The organism is Aliivibrio sifiae (genome assembly GCF_002954715.1).
GTDB classification, from domain to species: domain Bacteria; phylum Pseudomonadota; class Gammaproteobacteria; order Enterobacterales; family Vibrionaceae; genus Aliivibrio; species Aliivibrio sifiae.
Map to the genome: position 1 here is coordinate 1,081,165 of NZ_MSCP01000001.1, position 21,971 is coordinate 1,103,135.

Genomic DNA, 21,971 nt, shown 5'->3' on the forward strand with positions numbered 1-21,971 from the left:
GAAGCAATGTTATCTCAATTTTTAGCACAATCTGAAACAACAAATGCCAAAGCGCGTCAGTTTGCTATTACGCAAACCGTAGAGCTGAACAACTTGATCCCACCAACAGTAAGCTATGAAAGCCGTGGCAACCTCGTTATTATTGGACCTACTCGCATCATTGTTGATGTTGCTGAACAATTTACTGATTTAAACAGCATCACGCTTGTCTCTACCGAATCAGAAAACCAAGCTCATGAGTCAGCTCGTACGGTCTACTTTGCCAAAGAGTTATCTGTAAAAGGCTTTTTAGGTGCATTTGATATCGAATGTGTTGTGAATGGCGAAAAAGTAAACCTAGCGAAAGTCACCATTGGTGCAACAGCATTCGATTTAGTGCTGGATATGAAGCTAGACAGTGTAATGACAGAGCAAGTACCAGTCCCTGGTTATTACCCAGTCGGTCGTGGCTATCCTACGCTTGCACAAGTGCTTGATGAGTTACCCGATCTTGTTGGTACGTTTGATAAACCAAAATATTTCCGTTTAAACCCTGATTTATGTGCCCATAGTTCTCGTGGCGTAAAAGGGTGTGAACGTTGTGTTGATGCTTGTCCTGCTGGTGCATTAACCAGTGAAGGCACTGCAGAAAGCGGTCATCATATTCAAATTAACCCCTACCTTTGTCAAGGTGTTGGTACATGTTCAACGGCTTGTCCAACAGAAGCCATCAGCTATGCATTGCCAGAAGCCGAAAAAACACAAAATTTTGCAGCTCGTTTACTAACAAACTATAGAAAAGAAGGTGGCGAGACTCCAATTATCGCTTTCTGTAGTGATCGTCATGAAAATTTCAATGTTATGGCGCTAAAAACGATGCCTGATCATGTTATTCCTGTCGTACTTGATGAAATTTTATCTGTTGGTATCGACACATGGTTCTCTACATTAGTGAATGGTGCTGCTCAGGTTTTGTTTATCGCAAGCCGCAGAATGCCAGAAACGATTCAACGAGTATTAACTCAAGAAGTTGAAATCGCACAGGCGTTCTTAACGCAACTTGGTCTTGAACCGGAACGTGTGCAAGTTGTGTACATGGAAGCCCTAAATGAAATGACGTTAATTGATACGCCATTATCAATTATTGATGGTCAATTAACAGGTAACAAGCGCGAACGCTTAATGGGCGCATTGGATCATTTAGCTGCAAACAACATTGAAATCACTGAAATTCAAACTATGCCATCTCACGCACCTTACGGCACTATTGATTGCGAAACTAAAGATTGTACGTTGTGCATGGGTTGTGTCGCAGTATGTCCAACGCGTGCATTACACAGTGATCCAGATTCACCTACATTGAAATTTATCGAGCAAGATTGTGTTCAATGTGGCTTGTGTGTGAATGCGTGTCCAGAAAAAGCATTAAGCATGAAAGTGCAGATGAACTGGAACCAAGAACAACGCCAAGAAACACAAATAATGCATAAAGAAGACGCAGCATGCTGTCTAACGTGCGGCAAACCATTTGCCCCTGCATCAATGATTGAAATGCTAAGAACGAAGTTACAAGGTAACCCTCACTTTAGCGATGAAGCCTCAATTAACCGCTTATACATGTGTGAAGACTGTCGTGTAAAAGACATCTTTGTCGACTTATCAGCAAACCCAGAAAAACAATTAAAGGTCTAATACCATGAATGAACAACATCAGATCCGACAAGAAATTTATGGCTTATTAGCACATTTATTCCGTTCAGCACCAGAGCAAGCATTGGTTGACTGGCTAATTACTATTGAAACGGAAGAGAGTGACACTCATGGCATGAGCCAAGCGTGGAACCAATTGGTTAAAGCGGCTGAGAAATCAAGCACAGAAGCAACATTAGAAAAATTAGAAGACGAATACCAAAATTTATTTATTGGTATCGGCCGTGGTGAAGTCATGCCGTTTGGTTCATGGCATGTAGCTGGTGCTTTAATGGAAAAACCATTAGTCGCACTTCGCCAAGATCTAATGCAATTAGGTTTTGAGCGAGCAGAAGACGTAAAAGAACCAGAAGATCATATTTCAGCATTATGTGAAGTAATGGCTATGCTTATTGAGGCGGGTGATGCAGAAGTGCTGCAACAACGTTTCTTTAATCGTCACATTCAACCTTGGTATGTCTCACTGTGCGAGCAAATCAATAACGCAGAAAATGCAGATTTCTACAAATCAGTGGCGTGCCTAGCCGAAGCGTTCTTTAGTGTAGAACAAACACGCTTTGCAAAAAATCCAAACGCAATTGAAGTCACAGAAGTATAAATGTCGTCGTGACAACCCGAATTAAAACCATAAAAACAGACGCCCATTCCAAGTGAATTGGAAGCAAAGGAGCATTGAATGAGCAATAACAAAACGGACCTAAACCGCCGAAATATACTGAAGGGCCTTGCAACTGCTGCTGCCGCAGGAACAGTAGCTGCTGCGGTTTCAGGAACAGCAAACGCAACACCATCAGTAACTGCTGAAAAAAGCGTTGAGAAAAAAGGCGATGGATATCGTGAAACTCAACATATTCGTGATTATTACGACAGCCTATAACGGAGCATAATAATGAAACTGACTAAACGTTCCGATTCGGTACAAAAACAAGAAAACCAACTGGGCATTACTCGTCGTATGTTCATGCGTACCTCAACTATTGCCGCTGGTGCAGTAGCAAGCGCAAGCATGTTTGTTCCAAGCATGATGAGAAAAGCACAAGCACAGGAAGTGCCAGTCGATGCGCCAACAGAAGTGAAACGTACTATTTGTTCACACTGTTCTGTAGGTTGTGGTATTTACGCTGAAGTTCAAAATGGTGTGTGGACAGGTCAAGAACCTGCATTTGATCACCCATTTAACGCAGGTGGTCACTGTGCAAAAGGCGCAGCACTGCGTGAGCACGGCCATGGCGAACGTCGTCTAAAATACCCAATGAAGCTTGAAAACGGTAAGTGGAAAAAACTGTCTTGGGATCAAGCGATCGAAGAGATTGGTAACAAAACACTTGAGATCCGTAAAGAGTCTGGACCTGATTCAGTGTACTGGCTAGGTTCTGCTAAGCACAATAACGAACAAGCGTATTTGTACCGTAAAATGGCCTCATTATGGGGCACAAATAACGTCGATCACCAAGCACGTATTTGTCACTCAACTACAGTAGCCGGTGTTGCAAACACATGGGGTTACGGTGCGATGACCAACTCGTTCAATGATATGCATAACTGTAAATCTATGCTATTCATTGGTTCAAATCCAGCAGAAGCTCACCCAGTAGCAATGCAACATATTCTGATCGCAAAAGAGAAGAATGGTTGTAAGATCGTTGTTGCCGACCCACGTCGTACGCGTACAGCAGCAAAAGCAGATCACTATGTTTCATTGCGTCCGGGTTCAGACGTTGCCTTCATTTGGGGCGTATTGTTCCACGTTTTTGCTAACAAATGGGAAGATCAAGAATTCATTAACCAACGTGTGTTTGGTATGGATGAGATCCGCACAGAAGTTGCAAAATGGAACCCAGCAGAAGTTGAACGCGTAACAGGCGTTACAGAAGCTGAAGTATATGAAACTGCAAAACTGCTTTCAGAAAATCGTCCAGGTTGTGTTGTTTGGTGTATGGGGGGTACTCAACATACAACAGGTAACAACAACACACGTGCATACTGTGTATTAGAACTTGCTCTTGGCAACATGGGTAAATCTGGTGGTGGCGCAAACATCTTCCGTGGTCACGATAATGTACAAGGCGCAACGGATTTAGGTGTTCTTTCAGATACGCTTCCTGGTTACTACGGTGTTGGTGAAGGCGCATGGAAACACTGGTCAAAAGTGTGGGATCTTGATTACGGATGGGTTCAAAACCGATTCGACCAAGGTAAATACAATGGCAAAACGCCAATGAATAACTTTGGTATTCCAGTATCTCGTTGGGTTGATGGTGTTTTAGAAGACAAAGCAAACATCGAGCAAAACGATAATATCCGTGCAATGTTTTACTGGGGTCATGCAGTAAACTCACAAACACGTGGTACTGAGATCAGAAAAGCAATGAGCAAGTTGGATATGATGGTAATCGTCGACCCATACCCAACCGTTGCAGCAGTAATGAACGATCGTACCGATGGCGTATACCTTCTTCCTGCGACAACGCAGTTTGAAACGCACGGCTCTGTAACGGCATCAAACCGTTCATTCCAATGGCGTGAGCAAGTAATTCAACCATTGTTTGAATCAAAACCAGATCACGAGATCATGTACCTATTGACTAAAAAGCTGGGTTACTCAGATCAATTGTTCAAAAACATCAAAATTGATGAGAACAACCAACCTGTCATTGAAGACATTACTCGTGAATTCAACAAAGGTATGTGGACAATTGGTTACACAGGTCAAAGCCCAGAGCGTATTAAAGCGCATACACAAAACTGGCACACGTTCCACAAAACAACGCTAGAAGCAGAAGGCGGCCCAGTTAATGGCGAAACCTATGGTCTTCCTTGGCCTTGTTGGGGCACGCCAGAAATGAAGCACCCAGGTACGCACATTCTTTATGATACGTCTAAACCTGTAGCGGAAGGTGGCGGTAACTTCCGTACTCGTTTTGGTGTGGAATTTGAAGGCGAAAGCTTACTTGCAGAAGACAGCTATCCAGTAGGCTGTGAAATTGAAGACGGTCATCCAGAATTTACAGACAAACTGCTTAAGCAACTTGGCTGGTGGGACGACCTGACTGCGGCTGAAAAAGTAGCAGCAGAAGGTAAAAACTGGAAAACTGACTTATCTGGCGGTATTCAACGTGTTGCAATTAAACACGGTTGTATGCCATTTGGTAATGCAAAAGCACGTGCGATTGTATGGACGTTCCCTGACCGTGTTCCACAACACCGTGAGCCGTTATACACACCACGTCGTGATTTAGTTGCTGATTATCCAACATGGGATGACCGCGCGGCTAACTTCCGTATTCCAACGTTGTACAAAACAATTCAAGACCAAGACAAGTCAAAAGAATACCCAATTATTCTGACTTCTGGTCGTCTGGTTGAGTATGAAGGTGGTGGTGAAGAAACGCGTTCAAATCCATGGCTTGCAGAGCTTCAACAAGAAATGTTTGTCGAAGTTAACCCGAAAGACGCAAACGACATCGGCTTTAAAGACGGTGATATGGTTTGGGTTGAAGGCGCAGAGAAAGGGCGAATTCACGTTAAAGCAATGGTGACACGTCGTGTTAAACCGGGCTTAGCGTTCGTACCATTCCACTTTGGCGGTAAATTCCAAGGTGAAGACTTAACGACTAAGTACCCAGAAGGTACGGTTCCATACGTTATTGGCGAAGCAGCAAACACAGCAACCACTTATGGTTATGATCCTGTAACACAAATGCAGGAAACCAAAGTGACACTATGTAAAATCACGAAAGCGTAAGGGGTGATATAAAATGGCTAGAATGAAATTCTTATGTGACACCAAGCGTTGTATTGAATGTAACGGCTGTGTCACAGCATGTAAAAACGAAAATGATGATGCACTAGAGTGGGGCATCCAACGTCGTCGCGTAGTAACACTAAACGACGGTGAGCCGGGTGAAACGTCAATCTCTGTTGCATGTATGCACTGTACAGATGCGCCTTGTATGGCCGTTTGTCCTGCGGATTGTTTTGAACACACAGAAGATGGCATCGTACGTCATAACAAAGATCTTTGTATCGGTTGTGGTTACTGTCTATTTGCTTGCCCATTTGGTGCGCCGCAGTTCCCTAAACAGGGTGCATTTGCTGAGCGTGGCAAAATGGACAAATGTACATTCTGTGCAGGTGGTCCGGGTGTAGAACCAGGTTCACAAGAAGAGCGTGATAAGTACGGTGCAAACCGTATCGCAGAAGGTAAGTTACCAATGTGTGCTTCATTATGTTCAACAAAAGCACTGCTTGCTGGTGATGCAGAGAAAGTATCTGACATCTTCCGTCAACGTGTTGTAGAACGTGGTGCAAAAGACGCAGGTTGGACAGATGGTGAAGACTTATCGTTTGATGCGACTAAGAGCTAATCCAGTGGAGAGAGTGATGTTTACACAATTAAAACGTCTTTCTCTTTCGTTATTGCTGCCATTATTGGCAGCATTAACGCTTTCGTTTGCAATGCCTAGCATGGCAAACGAAGGCACAGCGAATAAGAGTGCAGAGAAAGAAATGACCCAGCTTGCGGGCGCTGATTTTTGGCGTGAAGTAAGATCTGGTCAAGAAGGTTACACAACCTCAAAGTCACCAGAGCACGGAGTACTTATTAGTACAGCTGGTGGTACATGGTTTGTATTGAAAGAAAAATGGATGTCGCCTTTAGGTGCGCTTGCTATTTTTGGTAGTTTAGTAATGGTAACTCTGGCGTATTTTGTCGTGGGCCCATTAAAACTAAGTAAACCAAAAACAGGTCGTAAGATTAAACGCTGGTCTCGTATGGACCGTGCCTTACACTGGAGTATGGCATTTAGCTTTTTAACTTTAGCGTTCAGTGGGTTATGCTTGGTTTATGGTAAGCACTTTTTAAAGCCAATCTTACCAACTGATCTTTGGGGCATGATTATTTATGCTGCGAAGCAGTACCATAACTACATGGGACCAATCTTCTTTATTCTATTAATGTGTGTACTTCTGAAATGGTGGAGAAAATCAATCTTCAACAAAACAGACATGCAGTGGTTCATGAAAATGGGCGGCATGGTTGGTAAACACAAAGGATCGCACCCATCAGCAGGTTTCTCTAATGGTGGTGAAAAAGCGATTTACTGGTTATTGATTGTTTTTGGTGTTGTTGTCGCGTTCAGTGGTTTCGTATTAGATTTCCCAATCTTCGGTCAATTACGCCGTGATATGGAGTTATCTAACCTTGTTCATATGTTATCAGCATTGGTCTTAATCTGTGGTTTCATCTTCCACATCTATATCGGTTTGTTCGGTATGGAAGCGGGTTTAGATGGCATGGTTACCGGTGATGTTGATGAAACATGGGCAAAAGAGCACCATGATTTATGGTATAATGAAGTTAAAGACTTACCAGAGAATCAACCACAAGATAAAAAGTAGTTAGTCCTTAGAATTTATCTGTAAAAATTTAAAAGCCGAGCAGGGTAACTTGCTCGGCTTTTTTGTACCTAAGGATTGAGGAAAGAGAAAATGCACTGCTTATGGTTAATATTATCAATAGCTTGGGTTTTAATAAAAACTAGAACTTAAAGGCAAAACAAAAAGAAAGCACATGAAATCTACTTAAGAAAGGATATGATGTACGCAAGATAAATAACCACTTCAAAGGATGACTTATGTTTACAGTAGAGGTTGACAGTGAATTAAAATTGGCACTTATTGAGCCATCTTTTGCGAAAAAGTATTTTGAAATCGTATCGAAGGAAGATGCTTATTTGTCTCAATGGCTAGCTTGGCCACCACATGCAAAATCTGAGGATTTCTTTTTACGCTTTGTTCGTAAATCATTATTGGATTATGCCGAAGGCAAAGGAATGGTTTGCGCCATGATCTACCAAGGTGAGTTGGTTGGTAATGTTAGTTTTAATACGATTAACCATCAGTTAAAAGTGGCAGAGATAGGTTATTGGCTTAGTGAGTCTTATCAAGGTAAGGGTATTATTACTCGTGCAGTGTCTAAGTTAATCGAGATTGCATTCACAGATTTACAACTTGAGAAAATTCAAATAGCAGCAGGCGAGCATAACCTACCAAGCCGTAAAGTTTGTGAGCGTTTAGGAATGACATTAGAAGGCATTATTTCTAATCGAGAAAACTTGAATGGCAGTATTATCAACCATGCTATTTATGGCTTATCGAAGTAGGGTTTGAGTTAACTGCATAAAGCGATACGTTGTCGTATAGCATGGAGTGTTAGCTATACGAGGTAAGTATGTCGGAATATTAATTAACAGAAGAAATAATTAAGTTGTCTCAATCGCAACTATCGGATGTTACTAAATCTGAATGGACTTTGTACGAAATATACGAAGCTGATGAGCCAGAGCGTTGTTTGTGTGGGCATTTCCCTATCATTGAAATTTGTAATTTTAAGAACAAGTTAAATCCTAACTATGCGACTGTTGGAAACTGCTGTGTTAAGAGGTTCATTGGTTTACCTTAAGATAACATTTTCCAAGCAATAAAGCGGGTTAGAAAAAACGATGATAAATCGCTAAATGCAGAGGCAATATCTCACGCTTACGACAAAGGTTGGATTAATGATTGGGGAAAAAAACTTTTATTTCGACGTTATGCGAAAGCGCAAACTTACATTTAAAGCCGAGCAGGGTAACTTTGCTCGGCTTTTTTGTGTGTAACGAATTACAGTGGGCATTAAGAATATACTAACTATTGATAATGGTTATCATTCAATGTTATTGTTCTGTTAATTTTATAATAAGAAGGATGGCTAGGATGAAAATTAGAATGATCGCAGTGTTTTGTTTGGCAACAATGGCTCCACAATCATATGCTGATGCATACAATATTAATGATTGTAATATATTAAAATTAGGGAAGTACTATAGGTTAGACACCAATAATGGGTACTGCTTGCAGACAAAAGTTGATAAGGCGGTATTTATTAATTTATCGTCAGCTAAAATTGAAAGTATAGATTTAAAGCAATCGTCATACATTGTATATCCAAAAGAATATTTAACGACTACGGGTAAGTTTGCACTTAATAATGCAAAAGGTGTCGTTATTGGCTTGGAAGGAAAAGGGCTTATTGTTGCTCGAGACTTAGATAAAAAGAAGATCACTTTAAAGATCGCACCTGCTGTGATCTATGCTGGAGGCGGAGCTGTTGTAGGGGCAATGGCTGTAGTAGGAAGTAACCCTGATGCTGGTTTTAGAGAAGTAGCGATTGGCGCTTTTTCTGGCGCAGTTGGTGGAGGATTAACTCCTATTATGGGAGCTGGAGTTTTTGGTACTGTTGCCGCTGGTGGGTTAGGAGTATCTGCTTCAGGTGGTTGTTCATCATGCCACAATTAGCTTTTCTTTTTGTTATTGCTGAATTTGTTATCTTAATATTATTAACTACAAATACATGGCCACATCGTATTTCGTTATTTTTTTTATGTTGTTTTAGTTTTTGGATAAATAAGAATGTGGAACTTACTTTATGGGTATATATGTTAAGTGCTCCAATCATTTTTTTGTTTGATTTCTATCTTAAAAAATCGAATGATGAATTATCATTTAGTTTTATGTTAATTATATTTATTATACTTTTTCTTTATCCTGTTTTTTTAGGGGTCTAGAATAAGTAAAGATAATTTGGTTGTTTTTCCATTTTTCCGAAATTGTCTAATTCGGTGAACGTATTTAGGGTGAAATTTGAGAAAGATAAAGAAGCAGAAAATAGGCTTCAGCAGGGGAGATCTCAAACTGTTACATACGAGAAAGTTTATACACGGCAGTACTTTCTTACAGATAAAATTACCTTGTGAGCGCATAAAACCGTTCATAGGTAATTTGGGATAAACAGGAATCTTTCTGTGGTATAAGTGATTAGATGAAGGCGAGTTCAAATGTTTAATTTAGCATATCCAGAAAAGACTTAATGAGAATATGCTATGTCTTAATTTTTTACTTATAAGTAAACTTCGAAATAAAATCTTTTTATGGAATAAAACAGTGTATAAAATACTTCCTTTACTTGTAACCGTGTGTTCATTTTCAACATTTGCACAAGAAACTAATGACAAATACCAAGATGTCTATATTGCTGCTGGTTATTCCTCTCATGAGATATCAGATAAAACGGGTGATGCATTTGAAGGATACTTTGGAGCTAGAAACATCTATGAAAATTCATTTTTTGTTGGTGGAGAATTAGAAGGTAAGATAATTCAAAACTCATCTCTTAAAGACTCAATTGGCCTTAAAGAGAAATACGCATTATCAGCAAATATACCACTAGGAAGAAGATTTGAACTATCGGATTCTGTTGCTCTTGATGCTTATGGCCTTATTGGGTACTCAATGCTTAAAACAGATCCATCAATGGACGATACATCATATGGTTTTAAATACGGAGTAGGGGCAGATCTTAATATGACAGATTGGTTTATTGGTATTCGATATACGGAGGTTGACTTGCATTCTGATTTAGGACAGAAAGATATTTCAGTGCTTGTTGGTTATAAATTAAACTCATTATTTAATTAAGGCAACGGTTAAGTTGTGTTGAAAATGTAGCTGTGCCATCAAGAGGCTCGTTATTTGTTTATCGAGCTTTTTTCATTCAGATTAGAAGGTTTCATGATGTGGAACTTATGGTTCTTGTTCCAATGTGTTGTGGAAGAGTGCAAAAGTGAAAGAGGGTGAAAATCAAAGTCGTTGAATATTTTTTAACTTAAGAGCTTAGAAAGGTAGGTCCTTTTATAATGGAACTCTTCTAAATAAATGATAATCATTTACAAGTTTGTGTAACTAAATATAAGTCCTGTTAGTATTTTTTATTATATTTTGAGGTTAAAACATACAATTTAATTTAAGTTTTTGTATTTTATGGTTTTTGTAAGGTGCGAAATAAGAGTGAAAGTTACAATGTATGAAAGGAAATGAAATCTCGAGTTTGAGATTGGACCTCTGGTTATAATTTATGTGATATAAGTAACACTTTAAACATAACTATAACCAATAAGGTAAATGCTATACATGATTGTTTTTAACGCTAAGTCTGCTTGTTACATCTCACAAATTTTTGAATCCGAAAACATAACTCTTCAAAACGAAATCTTTTTTAATGACGGAATAAAAAATCGTCAAATAACAGAAGTTAAACGGCTTAATCAAGATTTTGAAGCTAATGGAATGTTCCAATCTATATTTACAGGTTACCGTTTACTTTTAGAGGATGGCTGTGAATTTGAAATAGATATCTTAAAGTCGATTACAAAGTTCATCCAGAGAGACAGTGAAACTAAACCAAATAAATTAAATTATTCTACTGAACCTAATGATTTAAATGATTGGATTGATGCTAGCATTAATAAATACATGTTTTGAAAATATTGAATTATTTTTATATCTAAAAACTAACCCACAGAGCTAATATATTTATCATTACAATGGTTACACGATATTTGCGGGGTTGGTACAAGTTATAATATATTGTCCTTGCTTTATAATTAATAATACATTCCAGGTAGCGTTATTCATTGATGAATATTAATATATTCTACAGAATAGGTTATATGTAATATTTAAAATAGTTATTATACCTAGCGTTTCAGTAAATTTTTATTTGTTATTTTGGTACAGTTATTCTCGAATACACGTTATTTTTTTTGGAGGTTTATAATGTATCAAGAACAAGCTGAAGCTTTTGTGGCGAATCAATCACCTGATGCGGTGGCAACTGGTGAATTATTCGTAATAAAAAATACGATTAAAAGGTATGTATCAGGACCAAATAGAGCGAGATTAATGAGATTAGCAAACTCAGTACTTGGTAATCTATGCACTCGTGCTAATGCTGGTAATATTGATAGAATTCGAGAACTATTTCAGTCAATGGTTCAATTGATAAAAGCAGGGAATATAGGACAATTTGAGAATGAAATAGCACGCTCAAAGACAGAGTTCTAATATAAAATTTATCCCCTAGAGTTGGTATGTATATGAATCTTTATCATATTAATAGGCTAGGGGATATTACTGTTACATTGTGATATATGTTAGAGGATAACCTTGAAAAAATTTATATTAATTATCACTTTTTTAATTTCAGGATGCAGTGAGAACATAAGTCATTACTATCCAACATATCAAGATGCTTCGGAACATCAACTTTTTGTTCGCGGTTGGTTACCAAATATTTTGCCTGAATCAACAACAGAGATTAATGTTAATAATGATCTTGATCTCGATGTTTCTACGGGGAGTTTTGTTATAGCTAAACACGATTTGACTACTTTTGTATCGCAACTTACCCCAATAAATAATAGGCGTCGTTTTTTTGAATACTCTCTTGGTAGAAGCCGTTGGACTTTTGAGATTGAAGAAAATGGCTTGGTGAGTTACATCCTATCAACGAATTAATATATTTCAGTTAATAATACGATTATTTTAAATCTTCCTCTAAGCTTAGTAGAAGATATGATGACAATTTAAAGAGGCACAATGGAACTTTTACATGAAGAAACAATACGTTGTCCTTATTGTAATGAATCAATTGTTATTCTAATTGATCAAGAAGATCGTAACCAAGAATATATTGATGATTGCAGCGTGTGTTGTCGTCCCATTCAAATACAAGTCACTACTAATGACACAGATGAGTTAGTAGTGATTGTAAATGATGAAAATGAAGTTTAACCGTAAATGATTATTTTTCTAAATCAATGGTTTTACAACGAATTGAAAGTGTAGACATACTTGCACTTGGCGATAAGCTACGAATAAAATCGATAGCTTTGGTTAAGTCTTGAGTTTCTATTTTAAGGGCATTAAGAATACGACCGTCATTAGTCATATCTGTATCAACAACACTTGGACATAAACAGCAGACCTTAACTCCAAAAGGAAGTAACTCCTGATAGAGTGATTGGCTATAACTCACAATAGCGGCTTTTGTTGCGGAATAAGCGGCAATTTTGGGAACCGGCTCTAGGCCTGCGGTTGAGCCGATATTATAAATCTCACCATGACCTTGTTCTTTCATTTTTTCGACAACCAAATTACACGCAGTAATCGTAGAAAGTAGGTTAACGTTTATTAATTCTGAGAGTTGATTTAGCGTTAAATTAGTATGTCCCGCCATGAGAACTCCTGCGCTATTTACCATCACGTCGATAGAGTTGTGGTTAGAAATAATTGATGAAATGCTGGATTCAACATCTGTAGGGTTATTAAAATCGACACTAATGGCTTCGATACTGTTTGATGGGTATAGGGCTTCTAATTCTCTCTTTGTAGTATTGAGATTGTCCTTATTTAGTGATACTAAAATAAGTGAATAACCTTGTTGAGCAAAGTAATGAGAAATCGCTTTTCCTATACCTCGACTCGCACCTGTAATGAGTGCAAACTTAGACATAACAGACTCCTTGTTTATTAGTTTTCTGCACCTTAACACCTTCCAATACTTTCTAAAAGTGACAATCTTATGTCGGTATTTATCGTTTTTATTTATTTTTAGCAAGAAGATAACAAAGCGATTAAAGCGATGGCATATATTTAGTCCTTAGAGTGTTAAGATCATTGGTTTTGATGATGGACGTATTATACGATTACGTCTCAAAGTACCCAGTAAGCAAACGAGGTTAGGACATGAAAAAGAACTATCTTGATAGAATTTACCGTGGAAAAGTAGAGCATCGTTATGGTTTTGATACCGCGATAAATAAATCACCTATTGAAACCCACTTATCCCTTTCTCTGGAAGGGCTGGAAGGTGATCAATGCGCTGATTTACGACATCATGGTGGGGTAGAGCGTGCGTTGCATCAATATCCTTTAGAACACTATGCTTACTGGAAAGAAAAATACGGCGGTGATGTTCAGTGGGAGGCTCCTGGTATGGGAGAAAACCTTAGCTCAAGAGGAATGACAGAAGATACGGTTTGTTTGGGTGATCGTTATCAATGGGGAGAGGCTATTATCGAAGTGAGTCAACCTCGTTCGCCATGCTTTAAATTGAGCAAACGTTGGCAGGTAGAGAATTTCTCGGTTGATATGCAAGATATTAGTCGCTGTGGCTGGCTATATCGTATCATTCAACCGGGAATGGTTAGTGCTGATGAACCTCTCGAATTGATTGAACGAGAATCTAACGCAATGACAATACGTGAAGTATGTGATGTGTTTTTTGGTGATCCGCTGAATAATGATGGTCTGTTAAAGTTACAGCAACAAACTAAATTATCAGCTAGTTGGATGACAAAAGTAATAGAGCGTCTTGAGACTAACCGCATAGAGAATTGGAATTTTAGATTACTCGGACACGCAGGTCTTTAAATACAGAATAGAAGTACCTACCTTATTGGTACTTCTATTCTCTTAATTGCTAATTGCTAATTGCTAACTGGGTAAGTTACTGTCGGGTCGATACATTCATAAATCTTCCCAATGCTATCTTTATTTTCTAAGAGTTGATGAGCTAGTTTTGCCACATCGCTTCGATTAATTAATCCATGAACTTCCACGCCTTGTGATAGTTCGGCATTTCCTGTTGTGTCTCCACTCATTAAACCACCAGGGCGCAATATGGTGAAATCTAAATGACTGCTTTGTAACCAAGATTCAGCCAGTGACTTCTCTCTAACGACAGATCCAAAAGCGCTCTTCGAACGATCAGATAAATATTCCCAAGAATCACCACAGCCTAAAGAAGTAATCATCAGGAAGCGGTTAATATTTGTTTTTTCAAGCGCATTAATTAAGTGCCTATGGCCAATATAATCAACAGGAACATCAGCATTGAAGCTTCCCATTGCTGATATTATCCACGTATCGGTTGATAACTGGCTTATTGCTGTTTGAACTTCTGCTTGAATGGTAGCATCGCAAGTTAATGTTTGTATTTTTAGTTCTGATAAACGTGAGTTTTTGCTTGGATCTCTGGCTATGCCGATAACAATAAAGCCTTTCTCGTAAAAAAATTCGACTAATGCAGCGCCTAACGCACCAGCAGCACCAAAAATAGCAACCTTCTTCATATTGTTTCTCTTTATTAGTGATAATGATAATAGTTTGCATTAAAGATTTTGGTTTTACTAGGTTTTTCATGAATAAATTTCATAATAAAAGAATAAAGAGGGATTAGAACAAAGGAACAAACGACATTGCAGGTTGAAGAGTTTATTGATGAAATAGGGTCGAATTCTTACTTTAAACTTTAGCGAGATTGATATGAGCAAAGCGATAGAACAAAGAATTGGTAATATTGCCTTAGTTGTTGAAAACTATGATGATGCGATTGAATTTTATACTAAGAAGCTTCAGTTCGAGCTCATCGAGGATACCGATTTAGGTGATGGTAAACGATGGGTTCAAATTTCGCCGCCAAATTCAACGGGTACGAATTTACTTTTAGCTCAAGCAAGTAATGACGAACAATTAAAATCAGTGGGTAATCAAGCTGGAGGGCGTGTTTTCTTATTTCTCCAAACGAATGACTTTTGGCGTGATTATGAATTTATGAAAGCTCAAGGTGTTGAGTTTATGGAAGAGCCACGTGTGGAAGTGTATGGAACTGTTGTCGTTTTTAAGGATTTATACGGTACAAAATGGGATTTATTACAATTAAATCAAACGAGTAAATAAATACACATAAACGCGCAAGGATACAAATAGCGGGAGACGTTCATATATCAAGATACATTATGTTGTCTTGACTGTAAGTGAAGCCGCGATAAGTTATACTAGTTTTTGAATTAACTAAAGGTTAGATAGGTATGAACAATAATCGAGAGATCGTAGATAGTCTGCGTGAACGTATTCCAACCTTTGAATGTACACCAGGGTGTCATGATTGTTGTGGTCCTGTTACGACGTCTTCCGAAGAAATGTCTCGTTTACCAGTGAAAAGCGATGCAGAGCATGAAGCAGCATTAAATGAATTTGACTGCGTTCATTTAGGCCCGAAAGGTTGCACCGTTTATGAAGAAAGACCGTTAATATGTCGTCTTTTTGGTACGACACCGAATATGCCGTGTCCAAATAGTTGTCGACCTAAAGAGATGATTGATTCAAAAACAGAGCGTCAGATCCATCACTACATTGCGAATACACGACAAGTACTAGTGTAAAAATAACGAGCTTTTTATCTCATTAAAGTTTAAACCGAGCAGGAGTCTGCTCGGTTTTTATTTATCTGGATACGAAATATTCTTTAAAGAAAATGATTAAAAAACAATGTCACACAAATGATTGTATTGATTTCGTCCATTACTTTTAGAATAGTAGAGTGCATTATCAGCTTCGATGATTGCGGTTTCATTATCTTTATAGGGAGTATTTACGTCGAATGTTGTGATACCAATGCTTAATGTGACAAAAGGAGATACCGCCGATTTTTGGTGGGGGATCTCGAGATACTCAATACTCTTTTTTATGTGTTCTGCAGTTGAAATCGACTTAGCTTTATCTGCATGATCCATGACTAAAATAAACTCCTCCCCCCCAAAACGAGCCAGAAAATCATTATTCCTACAACAGCTTTTTAATGCTTTTGCGATGGCGATTAATACATCATCACCGTGTTTGTGCCCATAGGTATCATTGTATTGTTTAAAATAATCGATATCTATCATCATAATGGATCGCGTATTTAATTGATCATAAGGTTTAGAAAGGTGATCTTCTAATGCTCTACGGTTTGGTATTGCGGTTAACCCATCTGTAATACTTAATTGATGTAATTGGATATTAAGAGTACTGATTTCTTTATTTTTTCCCATCAGAATACGCATAAAAGTAGCAAAAGCAATGAGTATGCATATAAGTAAGCCTGTAAAAATAATAATGTAGTTTGTGTTCTTTTCTAACTCTAAAATACGGCTTTCTTTTTTTGTGTTATCAAAAGAATATACAAGAAATTGAGTTTGAGCCTGATTATTACTATTCAGTTGATCTTCATGTAAGAAATGACTTTTCTCTAAATAAGAAATCGCTTTTTCATAACTCATCTGCTTCATATAAGTTTCATATAAATAGATGTAATTTCTATTTTGTAGGTAGAATAATTTTCGTTTATTGATCAAACCTTCGGCAAGTTTATGCTGTTGGACTGATTGTTCATATAGACCTAAGCGATTGTAGATTTTCCCATAGGTTTCATGAAGACTAATATCAAAATGATAGAAGCTATTCGCTAAACCTTGTTGATGACGTTCGCTTGCTCGATGAATAAATAAGAGTGCTTCATCAGCCTTATCTATGGTGGTAAGATAATCGGCTTCTAACAGTAACTGGTTACTTTTAAAGTTTTCTTTGTCTATTGAGTCCGCTAACGTGTCTAAAAAGAACTGTGCTTTGTCTAAATAGTATTTAGCATTACCTAAGTCATTTAATTGTAGATAAGCAGTATGGAGCTTATAGGTAATGTAATATGCTTCTTTTGGTGGAATTTTATAATTCTCAGCTTGATATTGTAATGCATGCGTCAGTTGTCTGATTGCCTCGTCATAATTTCTAAGAAAAAGATAATCAATACCAATATCGGTGAGGGTGTAAGTAATGTCACCATGCTGTTGTTTTTGAATGTAGCTGTTTAATGCTTTTAATTTGAAATTGATCCCCATAATAGTTTGATTATTATTCCAATAGGATAATCCTAGAATAAAATAGACATCTTCCATTTTTGAATAACGAATGCTTTCAGCAAATTCTAATGTTTTTTGTGCTTGCTTAATACTCAGTTCGCTGCCTTCATCGACATATGCAAGATCATAGGTGCGACCTAAGGAAATGGTAATGAACGTATTATGATGCTGCTCTTTTTTGTTAAATAGGGCTTCAGCCTTACCGTAATTACGTTCAGAAATTTGAGCATCTCCTTGTTTTAACTGAACGTAACTTAACTCATAATAAAAACGAGATTGTATGTGAGTAGGAATTAAGGGTGAAAGGTGTTGCTGTGAGTCATTAAAATGATTTTCTGCGAGATCAAAATTGTTATTAGCAGAAGCAATATAGCCTTGAATAAAGTGAGTATAAAAAGAACAATTTTGATTTTTAGTGTCAATATTTCTATTTTTTGAAGAGACGGCCTGAGAGAGAATATCAAGTTTTTCACCTCTTCGAGAAGATTGATTTTTAAGTATGATCGTAATTGCTTCTTGAATATGAGGGGAGTGACTTGATAGACAGGTAACTGGCTTATCGAAGTTACTTTCAATAAACCAAAAAGTGATAAAACTAGCTAAGAAAACGAAAGCAGCTAAATATTTTAATTTCATATAAGTCATTGTGATAAAACACTAATTACCATCTATTATATCAATGACAAAGAGGTAAATATAGCTTGCCGTTTTAAATAAGGAATAAAATACCATTATATCAATAAGCCACATTGTTACATGTAAACAGCCTTTGATTAAGTTGTCATAAAGGGTAAGTATTTTTGTTGTTAATTGTTCTTTTTATATTGGGCTTTCTATCCAATTTGATAACTGTTTGGCTTGTTTTAGTGCATTGAAGTTTTGTACCACTCGTTTTCTTGCCATGCTCCCCATTTCAAATCTTTGTTCAAAGGTAAGTTTGGCAAACTGTTCAATACTATTTTTTAGTTCGATGACATTTTTTTCGTTGACTAAGTAGCCAGTCTCTGAGGTTACTATTTCTTTGCAACCCATAATATTGGTTGTAATAACTGGCGTACCAACAGCCATGGCCTCTTTCAGTACTAGTGGACCAGTATCAACACATCCTGTTTGAGAAAAGCAAAAAGGGGCGACTAGACAGTCGTATTTTGATAAGTTTTCTTTTACCCATCGATGTGGTTTTGAACCTAAGAAACGTACGTGGTTTGATAAACCTTTACGTATTACTTGCTCTTTTAATTGCACTTCCATTTCCCCCGTACCAGCAATATCTAAATGAATATTGAGGCGTTTAGCTATGGGCGCAAGAGCATCAATTAAATGATGAATTCCTTTTTGTTGAACTAATCGACCAAGAAATACAAAGCTTAAATGATCAGAAGGTTTTTTATCTTCCATTACAAATTGATCTGTTTTTACACCACAATGTAAGAGTTTGATGTTGCCTGCCGCCATTTTTTCAAAATCATTCTTCATGTCTTTGCAAACGGTAACAACAAAGTCACTGGCTAAGATCTTCTTGTCGATATCATAAGCGGTTTCATAAACATCATGACCATGGGCTACAAATGAACAGGTAATATTAAGGAATTTAGCTGCAACAATCGCGTGAGCCGCAGTGTGTTGGCAAAAGTGAGCATGAATATGTTCAGCTTTTATGTCAGCAAGTTGTAGAGCCAATTTTAATCCGTAGTTAAAAAGAGATCTCTTAGGTAAATGCTTTTGTTCACGAATGAATTTTATCGCTTCTAGAGCTCCCGACAGATGAAGATTCTTATACATATCTGTCTGTATATTTTTACCTATTTGAATAACGTTATAATCAAATTCATGTTGATAATCTTCAATTTCAAACGTTAATACGCATACGTCATGTCCGCATGCCTTAATAGCGTCAACTTCCGTTTGAATGAAGGTTTCACTAAGAACAGGATAGGTTGGAGCGATAAAAGCCACTTTCTTCATATTCATATCCTCTAATACTGACTAAGTAATTAAAGCAAAATATACGCCATTAATTATGTTGTTAAATATCAGCGGGTTACTTAAGTATCTTTTGATTGTGTGTTGTTATTCTCAATATGACAATCAATATGAAATGATTCTGGCTGTATTGTTTACTTCAGATATGCATTTTAAGAAAAATAGAAATAGCATAATAAATTCAATGAATTATGTTCTGGCATGCTTTCTGCTGTAATCAATTATTACTTCAGTGTTTAGGGATAAAATTATGGCGAAGGTATCGATCATCATTCCAACGTATAACTGCTTAGTTTTTCTACCTACAGCGATAGAAAGTGTATTAGCGCAAGCACACCAAGATTTTGAATTATTGATCATCAATGATAATAGTACTGATGGTACGGCAAGCTATCTAAATAAATTAATGGATAAAAGAATTATAACGATAACGACCAATGGTGTCGGCGCTGCTCAGGCAAGGAACTTAGGAATCGCGAAAGCATCTGGTGAATTTATTGCATTTTTAGATGCCGATGATTTCTGGTTACCAGAAAAATTATCATTGCAATTAGCTCTGCATGCTGATTCTCCAAATCTAGCGATGAGCTTCACCAATTATGATCATTTAACTGAAAGTTATGAGTCAATAGTCGATTGTTTTGGTTATTGGGATCAATTTCAGGGACAAGATGAACAGTTTATCACGCTTAAAAATCCGCTCGATTTCATTATAAGAAATAACATTATAGGCACGTCGACGGTAATGGTGAAAGCTGAGATTTTAACTCAGATGCATCGATTTAATGAAGATTTGAAATATGGTGAAGATTGGGAGTTATGGCTAAGAATATGTGAAAAGCATGGTGTTGGCATATTGAATTCCATTCAAACAGGTTATTTAATGCGTCAGAATTCAACGACACAAACCGATGGGTTACGACTTAGGAATCTTCGATGTATCGAGTTGATTTTAAGTCGTTATCAAGAAGAAAAACACCATTGGAACTTATCTTCTTCAGCTCTTAATAATGCCCGAGCGAGGATATTAGAGGGATACGCTGATTATCATCGTGGTTTGTGCCAACATAGCACGGCAATAACGTATGGTATTTATTCTTTATTCCTTGCTCCTCAAAAAAGAAGGGTTCGCAGTTTACTTGGTGATTGTAAAAGTATGTTATTGCCGGTTTAAGAGGAAGATAGAATGAGTTCACTCAAACAATCAGCCTATTACGCGGTTGGGATATTAATGATGAAGGGGATCTCTCTTGTGATGATCCCTTATATCACCCATAAAATGACACTTGAAGAATACGGTTCTTTAGAGTCTTTAGTATTACTTGCCGACATCGGAACCATCTTGTTTGGTTTTGGTATTGTGGATGCAATGTATCGTTATGTTGGGGTTGCGAAAGGAGAGGATAAACGTAAGTTAATATCAAACTGTTTTACGTTAAGTGTGTTTGTTTGTCTGCTCGGTGGGTTATTAATAGCAATTAGTTTGCCCGCCTTATTGCTAGTATTGCCAGTTAAATTTTCTGCCTATCAAATATTTCTTCTGCTTATTCCTACGATGCTTGATGGTGTTATCTCGATACCGTTGACCTTGTTGAGGATGAATGCGATGGCCAAACGTTTTTGTTTTTTAAACGTATTTAAGGGAATAATACAGGCGTTGATGACATTTTCTCTGTTAGAAGCGGGGTATGGTATTGATGGTGTACTTATCTCTGGTGCCGTATCAAGTATCCTCTTACTGATATGTTTATTGAGTTACCAATGGCAAGAAATGGGAAAGTTTGGTTATTTAAAATCATCTAAGTTGGTATTGAGTTTCGGATTACCGGTATTGGTTGGTGGCGCGTCTGTATATATGATTAATGGATTAGATCGTTGGTTTTTAGCAAGCTTCATCGGAGTTGAGGAATTGGCTGTTTATGCCGTTAGTGCTAAATTTGCGTTGATATTAGGGCTTATTCTTCAACCTTATGCGTTGTGGTGGTTTCCTAATCGGGTATCTATATTACAGCTTGAGAATGGAAAGAAAAAATGTGCAGATAAGGCGTTACTTGGCGTAAACATAGGTATCGTTATGGGGACTTTGTTGATCCTTACTGTTCCCGGATTAATTATGATTATTTTACCGAGTAGCTATCATTTAGCGGGAACAATCGCCGTGGTTTTATTGGCAATTGGCATGATAAAAAACGCAGGGGACTATTTGAATTTAGGGTGTTACAGCGGTAATTCGAGTCAATCTCAAATGTGGATACAAGGTATTTGTGCCATTGTTGCTGCCGTTGGTTATTTTGTTATCACACCAATGTTTGGTTTATGGGGGGTGGTTGGTGTGCTTGCTACAGCCTATACATTGCGCTTGGTGTTGTTATACATGGCAAGTCAATCGATGGAGTTTCTTCCTTATGAGCATTCAAAATGGCTCACTTGCATCGTGATTGCTTTTTTTGCGATTACATTGAATCATTTTCTGGGAAATGTATTTACAGGAATACCAGAGATTGTCACTGGGGTTGGGGTGAGTTTACTTGCATTGTTTAGTTTTGTTAAGAGTGCTGTTATTCCTTTGTCTGATACGACGATCATGAAGTCCAAACCAAGTTGAAGTAAAAATTAACACTTTGTTCGCGTGTTATTTTTTGTTCTCTTTTTAACGAGTGGGTGATACGTTTAGAAGAT

The 21,971-nt window shown here is 37.6% G+C and carries 22 protein-coding genes and 1 pseudogene; 19 read left to right on the forward strand and 4 right to left on the reverse strand.

What is annotated here, in order from left to right:
- Positions 1-6 precede the first annotated feature (6 nt).
- The 14 genes and pseudogenes from BTO23_RS04765 (at position 7) to BTO23_RS04835 (ending at position 12,360) form a co-directional block, all read left to right on the forward strand.
- Positions 7-1,671, forward strand: coding sequence for a 4Fe-4S dicluster domain-containing protein (locus tag BTO23_RS04765; protein ID WP_170066694.1), 1,665 nt, complete (start codon positions 7-9; stop codon positions 1,669-1,671).
- Between the two features lie 4 nt (positions 1,672-1,675).
- A complete protein-coding gene (locus BTO23_RS04770; protein WP_060991053.1) occupies positions 1,676-2,287 on the forward strand; it encodes a TorD/DmsD family molecular chaperone in 612 nt (203 codons plus the stop codon).
- A gap of 78 nt (positions 2,288-2,365) precedes the next feature.
- Positions 2,366-2,566 (forward strand): twin-arginine translocation signal domain-containing protein, encoded by a 201-nt coding sequence (locus BTO23_RS04775; RefSeq protein WP_060991052.1) that lies wholly within the window; start codon positions 2,366-2,368, stop codon positions 2,564-2,566.
- Between the two features lie 12 nt (positions 2,567-2,578).
- A complete protein-coding gene (locus BTO23_RS04780) occupies positions 2,579-5,434 on the forward strand; it encodes a formate dehydrogenase subunit alpha (RefSeq protein ID WP_061028673.1) in 2,856 nt (951 codons plus the stop codon).
- Between the two features lie 13 nt (positions 5,435-5,447).
- A complete protein-coding gene (fdh3B, locus tag BTO23_RS04785) occupies positions 5,448-6,056 on the forward strand; it encodes a formate dehydrogenase FDH3 subunit beta (protein WP_061002406.1) in 609 nt (202 codons plus the stop codon).
- A gap of 16 nt (positions 6,057-6,072) precedes the next feature.
- Entirely contained in the window at positions 6,073-7,089 is a 1,017-nt protein-coding gene (locus BTO23_RS04790; RefSeq protein WP_061002404.1) for a formate dehydrogenase subunit gamma, read from the forward strand.
- 236 nt (positions 7,090-7,325) lie between these two features.
- Positions 7,326-7,853, forward strand: a complete 528-nt coding sequence (locus BTO23_RS04795) for a GNAT family N-acetyltransferase (RefSeq protein ID WP_105063067.1) — start codon at positions 7,326-7,328, stop codon at positions 7,851-7,853.
- 95 nt (positions 7,854-7,948) lie between these two features.
- A pseudogene (locus BTO23_RS04800) lies at positions 7,949-8,303 on the forward strand (hypothetical protein); the annotation flags it as partial.
- 142 nt (positions 8,304-8,445) lie between these two features.
- Positions 8,446-9,027: a hypothetical protein gene (locus tag BTO23_RS04805; RefSeq protein ID WP_061002401.1), complete on the forward strand. Its 582-nt coding sequence runs from the start codon at positions 8,446-8,448 to the stop codon at positions 9,025-9,027.
- Between the two features lie 645 nt (positions 9,028-9,672).
- Entirely contained in the window at positions 9,673-10,206 is a 534-nt protein-coding gene (locus BTO23_RS04815) for an outer membrane beta-barrel protein (protein WP_245922078.1), read from the forward strand.
- 492 nt (positions 10,207-10,698) lie between these two features.
- Positions 10,699-11,049, forward strand: a complete 351-nt coding sequence (locus tag BTO23_RS04820) for a hypothetical protein (RefSeq protein WP_060991044.1) — start codon at positions 10,699-10,701, stop codon at positions 11,047-11,049.
- A gap of 294 nt (positions 11,050-11,343) precedes the next feature.
- Positions 11,344-11,631, forward strand: a complete 288-nt coding sequence (locus BTO23_RS04825; protein ID WP_060991043.1) for a hypothetical protein — start codon at positions 11,344-11,346, stop codon at positions 11,629-11,631.
- A gap of 102 nt (positions 11,632-11,733) precedes the next feature.
- Positions 11,734-12,084, forward strand: coding sequence for a YbbD-related protein (locus tag BTO23_RS04830; protein ID WP_060991042.1), 351 nt, complete (start codon positions 11,734-11,736; stop codon positions 12,082-12,084).
- Positions 12,085-12,165: 81 nt separating this feature from the next.
- The gene (locus tag BTO23_RS04835; protein ID WP_060991041.1) at positions 12,166-12,360 is read left to right on the forward strand and encodes a CPXCG motif-containing cysteine-rich protein; all 195 of its coding nucleotides are present in this window, start codon (positions 12,166-12,168) and stop codon (positions 12,358-12,360) included.
- A 10-nt stretch (positions 12,361-12,370) separates the two neighbouring features.
- On the opposite strand, the gene BTO23_RS04840 is transcribed toward BTO23_RS04835, so the two are convergent.
- Positions 12,371-13,081 carry an SDR family NAD(P)-dependent oxidoreductase gene (locus BTO23_RS04840; protein ID WP_060991040.1) on the reverse strand — a complete coding sequence of 237 codons (711 nt, stop codon included), beginning with the start codon at positions 13,079-13,081 and terminating at the stop codon, positions 12,371-12,373.
- Positions 13,082-13,314: 233 nt separating this feature from the next.
- Here BTO23_RS04840 and BTO23_RS04845 point away from each other — a divergent pair, with 233 nt between their 5' ends.
- Entirely contained in the window at positions 13,315-14,001 is a 687-nt protein-coding gene (locus BTO23_RS04845; RefSeq protein WP_061002396.1) for an MOSC domain-containing protein, read from the forward strand.
- A 56-nt stretch (positions 14,002-14,057) separates the two neighbouring features.
- Here the strand turns inward: BTO23_RS04845 and BTO23_RS04850 are convergent, their stop codons facing one another.
- Complete coding sequence (locus BTO23_RS04850; protein ID WP_105063068.1) at positions 14,058-14,702, reverse strand: NAD(P)H-binding protein; 645 nt, start codon at positions 14,700-14,702, stop codon at positions 14,058-14,060.
- A gap of 193 nt (positions 14,703-14,895) precedes the next feature.
- Between BTO23_RS04850 and BTO23_RS04855 the strand changes: the two genes are divergently transcribed.
- Both BTO23_RS04855 and BTO23_RS04860 read left to right on the forward strand, forming a co-directional pair.
- Complete coding sequence (locus BTO23_RS04855; RefSeq protein WP_060991037.1) at positions 14,896-15,309, forward strand: VOC family protein; 414 nt, start codon at positions 14,896-14,898, stop codon at positions 15,307-15,309.
- Positions 15,310-15,440: 131 nt separating this feature from the next.
- Positions 15,441-15,794: a YkgJ family cysteine cluster protein gene (locus BTO23_RS04860; RefSeq protein ID WP_105063069.1), complete on the forward strand. Its 354-nt coding sequence runs from the start codon at positions 15,441-15,443 to the stop codon at positions 15,792-15,794.
- A 96-nt stretch (positions 15,795-15,890) separates the two neighbouring features.
- On the opposite strand, the gene BTO23_RS04865 is transcribed toward BTO23_RS04860, so the two are convergent.
- Both BTO23_RS04865 and BTO23_RS04870 read right to left on the reverse strand, forming a co-directional pair.
- Entirely contained in the window at positions 15,891-17,945 is a 2,055-nt protein-coding gene (locus tag BTO23_RS04865; protein WP_105063070.1) for a tetratricopeptide repeat-containing diguanylate cyclase, read from the reverse strand.
- A gap of 183 nt (positions 17,946-18,128) precedes the next feature.
- The gene (locus BTO23_RS04870; protein ID WP_105063071.1) at positions 18,129-19,274 is read right to left on the reverse strand and encodes a glycosyltransferase family 4 protein; all 1,146 of its coding nucleotides are present in this window, start codon (positions 19,272-19,274) and stop codon (positions 18,129-18,131) included.
- Positions 19,275-19,542: 268 nt separating this feature from the next.
- Between BTO23_RS04870 and BTO23_RS04875 the strand changes: the two genes are divergently transcribed.
- Together BTO23_RS04875 and BTO23_RS04880 are read left to right on the forward strand one after the other, a co-directional pair.
- Positions 19,543-20,466: a glycosyltransferase family 2 protein gene (locus tag BTO23_RS04875; RefSeq protein WP_105063072.1), complete on the forward strand. Its 924-nt coding sequence runs from the start codon at positions 19,543-19,545 to the stop codon at positions 20,464-20,466.
- A gap of 12 nt (positions 20,467-20,478) precedes the next feature.
- A complete protein-coding gene (locus BTO23_RS04880; RefSeq protein ID WP_105063073.1) occupies positions 20,479-21,897 on the forward strand; it encodes a lipopolysaccharide biosynthesis protein in 1,419 nt (472 codons plus the stop codon).
- Positions 21,898-21,971: the final 74 nt, after the last annotated feature.

What these genes read in the sequence shown, in the direction of transcription:
- BTO23_RS04765 (WP_170066694.1), top strand. Translation starts at nt 7, where the DNA reads ATGTTATCTCAATTTTTAGCACAATCTGAAACAACAAATGCCAAAGCG.
- BTO23_RS04770 (WP_060991053.1), top strand. Translation starts at nt 1,676, where the DNA reads ATGAATGAACAACATCAGATCCGACAAGAAATTTATGGCTTATTAGCA.
- BTO23_RS04775 (WP_060991052.1), top strand. Translation starts at nt 2,366, where the DNA reads ATGAGCAATAACAAAACGGACCTAAACCGCCGAAATATACTGAAGGGC.
- BTO23_RS04780 (WP_061028673.1), top strand. Translation starts at nt 2,579, where the DNA reads ATGAAACTGACTAAACGTTCCGATTCGGTACAAAAACAAGAAAACCAA.
- fdh3B (WP_061002406.1), top strand. Translation starts at nt 5,448, where the DNA reads ATGGCTAGAATGAAATTCTTATGTGACACCAAGCGTTGTATTGAATGT.
- BTO23_RS04790 (WP_061002404.1), top strand. Translation starts at nt 6,073, where the DNA reads ATGTTTACACAATTAAAACGTCTTTCTCTTTCGTTATTGCTGCCATTA.
- BTO23_RS04795 (WP_105063067.1), top strand. Translation starts at nt 7,326, where the DNA reads ATGTTTACAGTAGAGGTTGACAGTGAATTAAAATTGGCACTTATTGAG.
- BTO23_RS04805 (WP_061002401.1), top strand. Translation starts at nt 8,446, where the DNA reads ATGAAAATTAGAATGATCGCAGTGTTTTGTTTGGCAACAATGGCTCCA.
- BTO23_RS04820 (WP_060991044.1), top strand. Translation starts at nt 10,699, where the DNA reads ATGATTGTTTTTAACGCTAAGTCTGCTTGTTACATCTCACAAATTTTT.
- BTO23_RS04825 (WP_060991043.1), top strand. Translation starts at nt 11,344, where the DNA reads ATGTATCAAGAACAAGCTGAAGCTTTTGTGGCGAATCAATCACCTGAT.
- BTO23_RS04835 (WP_060991041.1), top strand. Translation starts at nt 12,166, where the DNA reads ATGGAACTTTTACATGAAGAAACAATACGTTGTCCTTATTGTAATGAA.
- BTO23_RS04840 (WP_060991040.1), bottom strand. Translation starts at nt 13,081, where the DNA reads ATGTCTAAGTTTGCACTCATTACAGGTGCGAGTCGAGGTATAGGAAAA.
- BTO23_RS04845 (WP_061002396.1), top strand. Translation starts at nt 13,315, where the DNA reads ATGAAAAAGAACTATCTTGATAGAATTTACCGTGGAAAAGTAGAGCAT.
- BTO23_RS04850 (WP_105063068.1), bottom strand. Translation starts at nt 14,702, where the DNA reads ATGAAGAAGGTTGCTATTTTTGGTGCTGCTGGTGCGTTAGGCGCTGCA.
- BTO23_RS04855 (WP_060991037.1), top strand. Translation starts at nt 14,896, where the DNA reads ATGAGCAAAGCGATAGAACAAAGAATTGGTAATATTGCCTTAGTTGTT.
- BTO23_RS04860 (WP_105063069.1), top strand. Translation starts at nt 15,441, where the DNA reads ATGAACAATAATCGAGAGATCGTAGATAGTCTGCGTGAACGTATTCCA.
- BTO23_RS04865 (WP_105063070.1), bottom strand. Translation starts at nt 17,945, where the DNA reads ATGAAATTAAAATATTTAGCTGCTTTCGTTTTCTTAGCTAGTTTTATC.
- BTO23_RS04870 (WP_105063071.1), bottom strand. Translation starts at nt 19,274, where the DNA reads ATGAAGAAAGTGGCTTTTATCGCTCCAACCTATCCTGTTCTTAGTGAA.
- BTO23_RS04875 (WP_105063072.1), top strand. Translation starts at nt 19,543, where the DNA reads ATGGCGAAGGTATCGATCATCATTCCAACGTATAACTGCTTAGTTTTT.
- BTO23_RS04880 (WP_105063073.1), top strand. Translation starts at nt 20,479, where the DNA reads ATGAGTTCACTCAAACAATCAGCCTATTACGCGGTTGGGATATTAATG.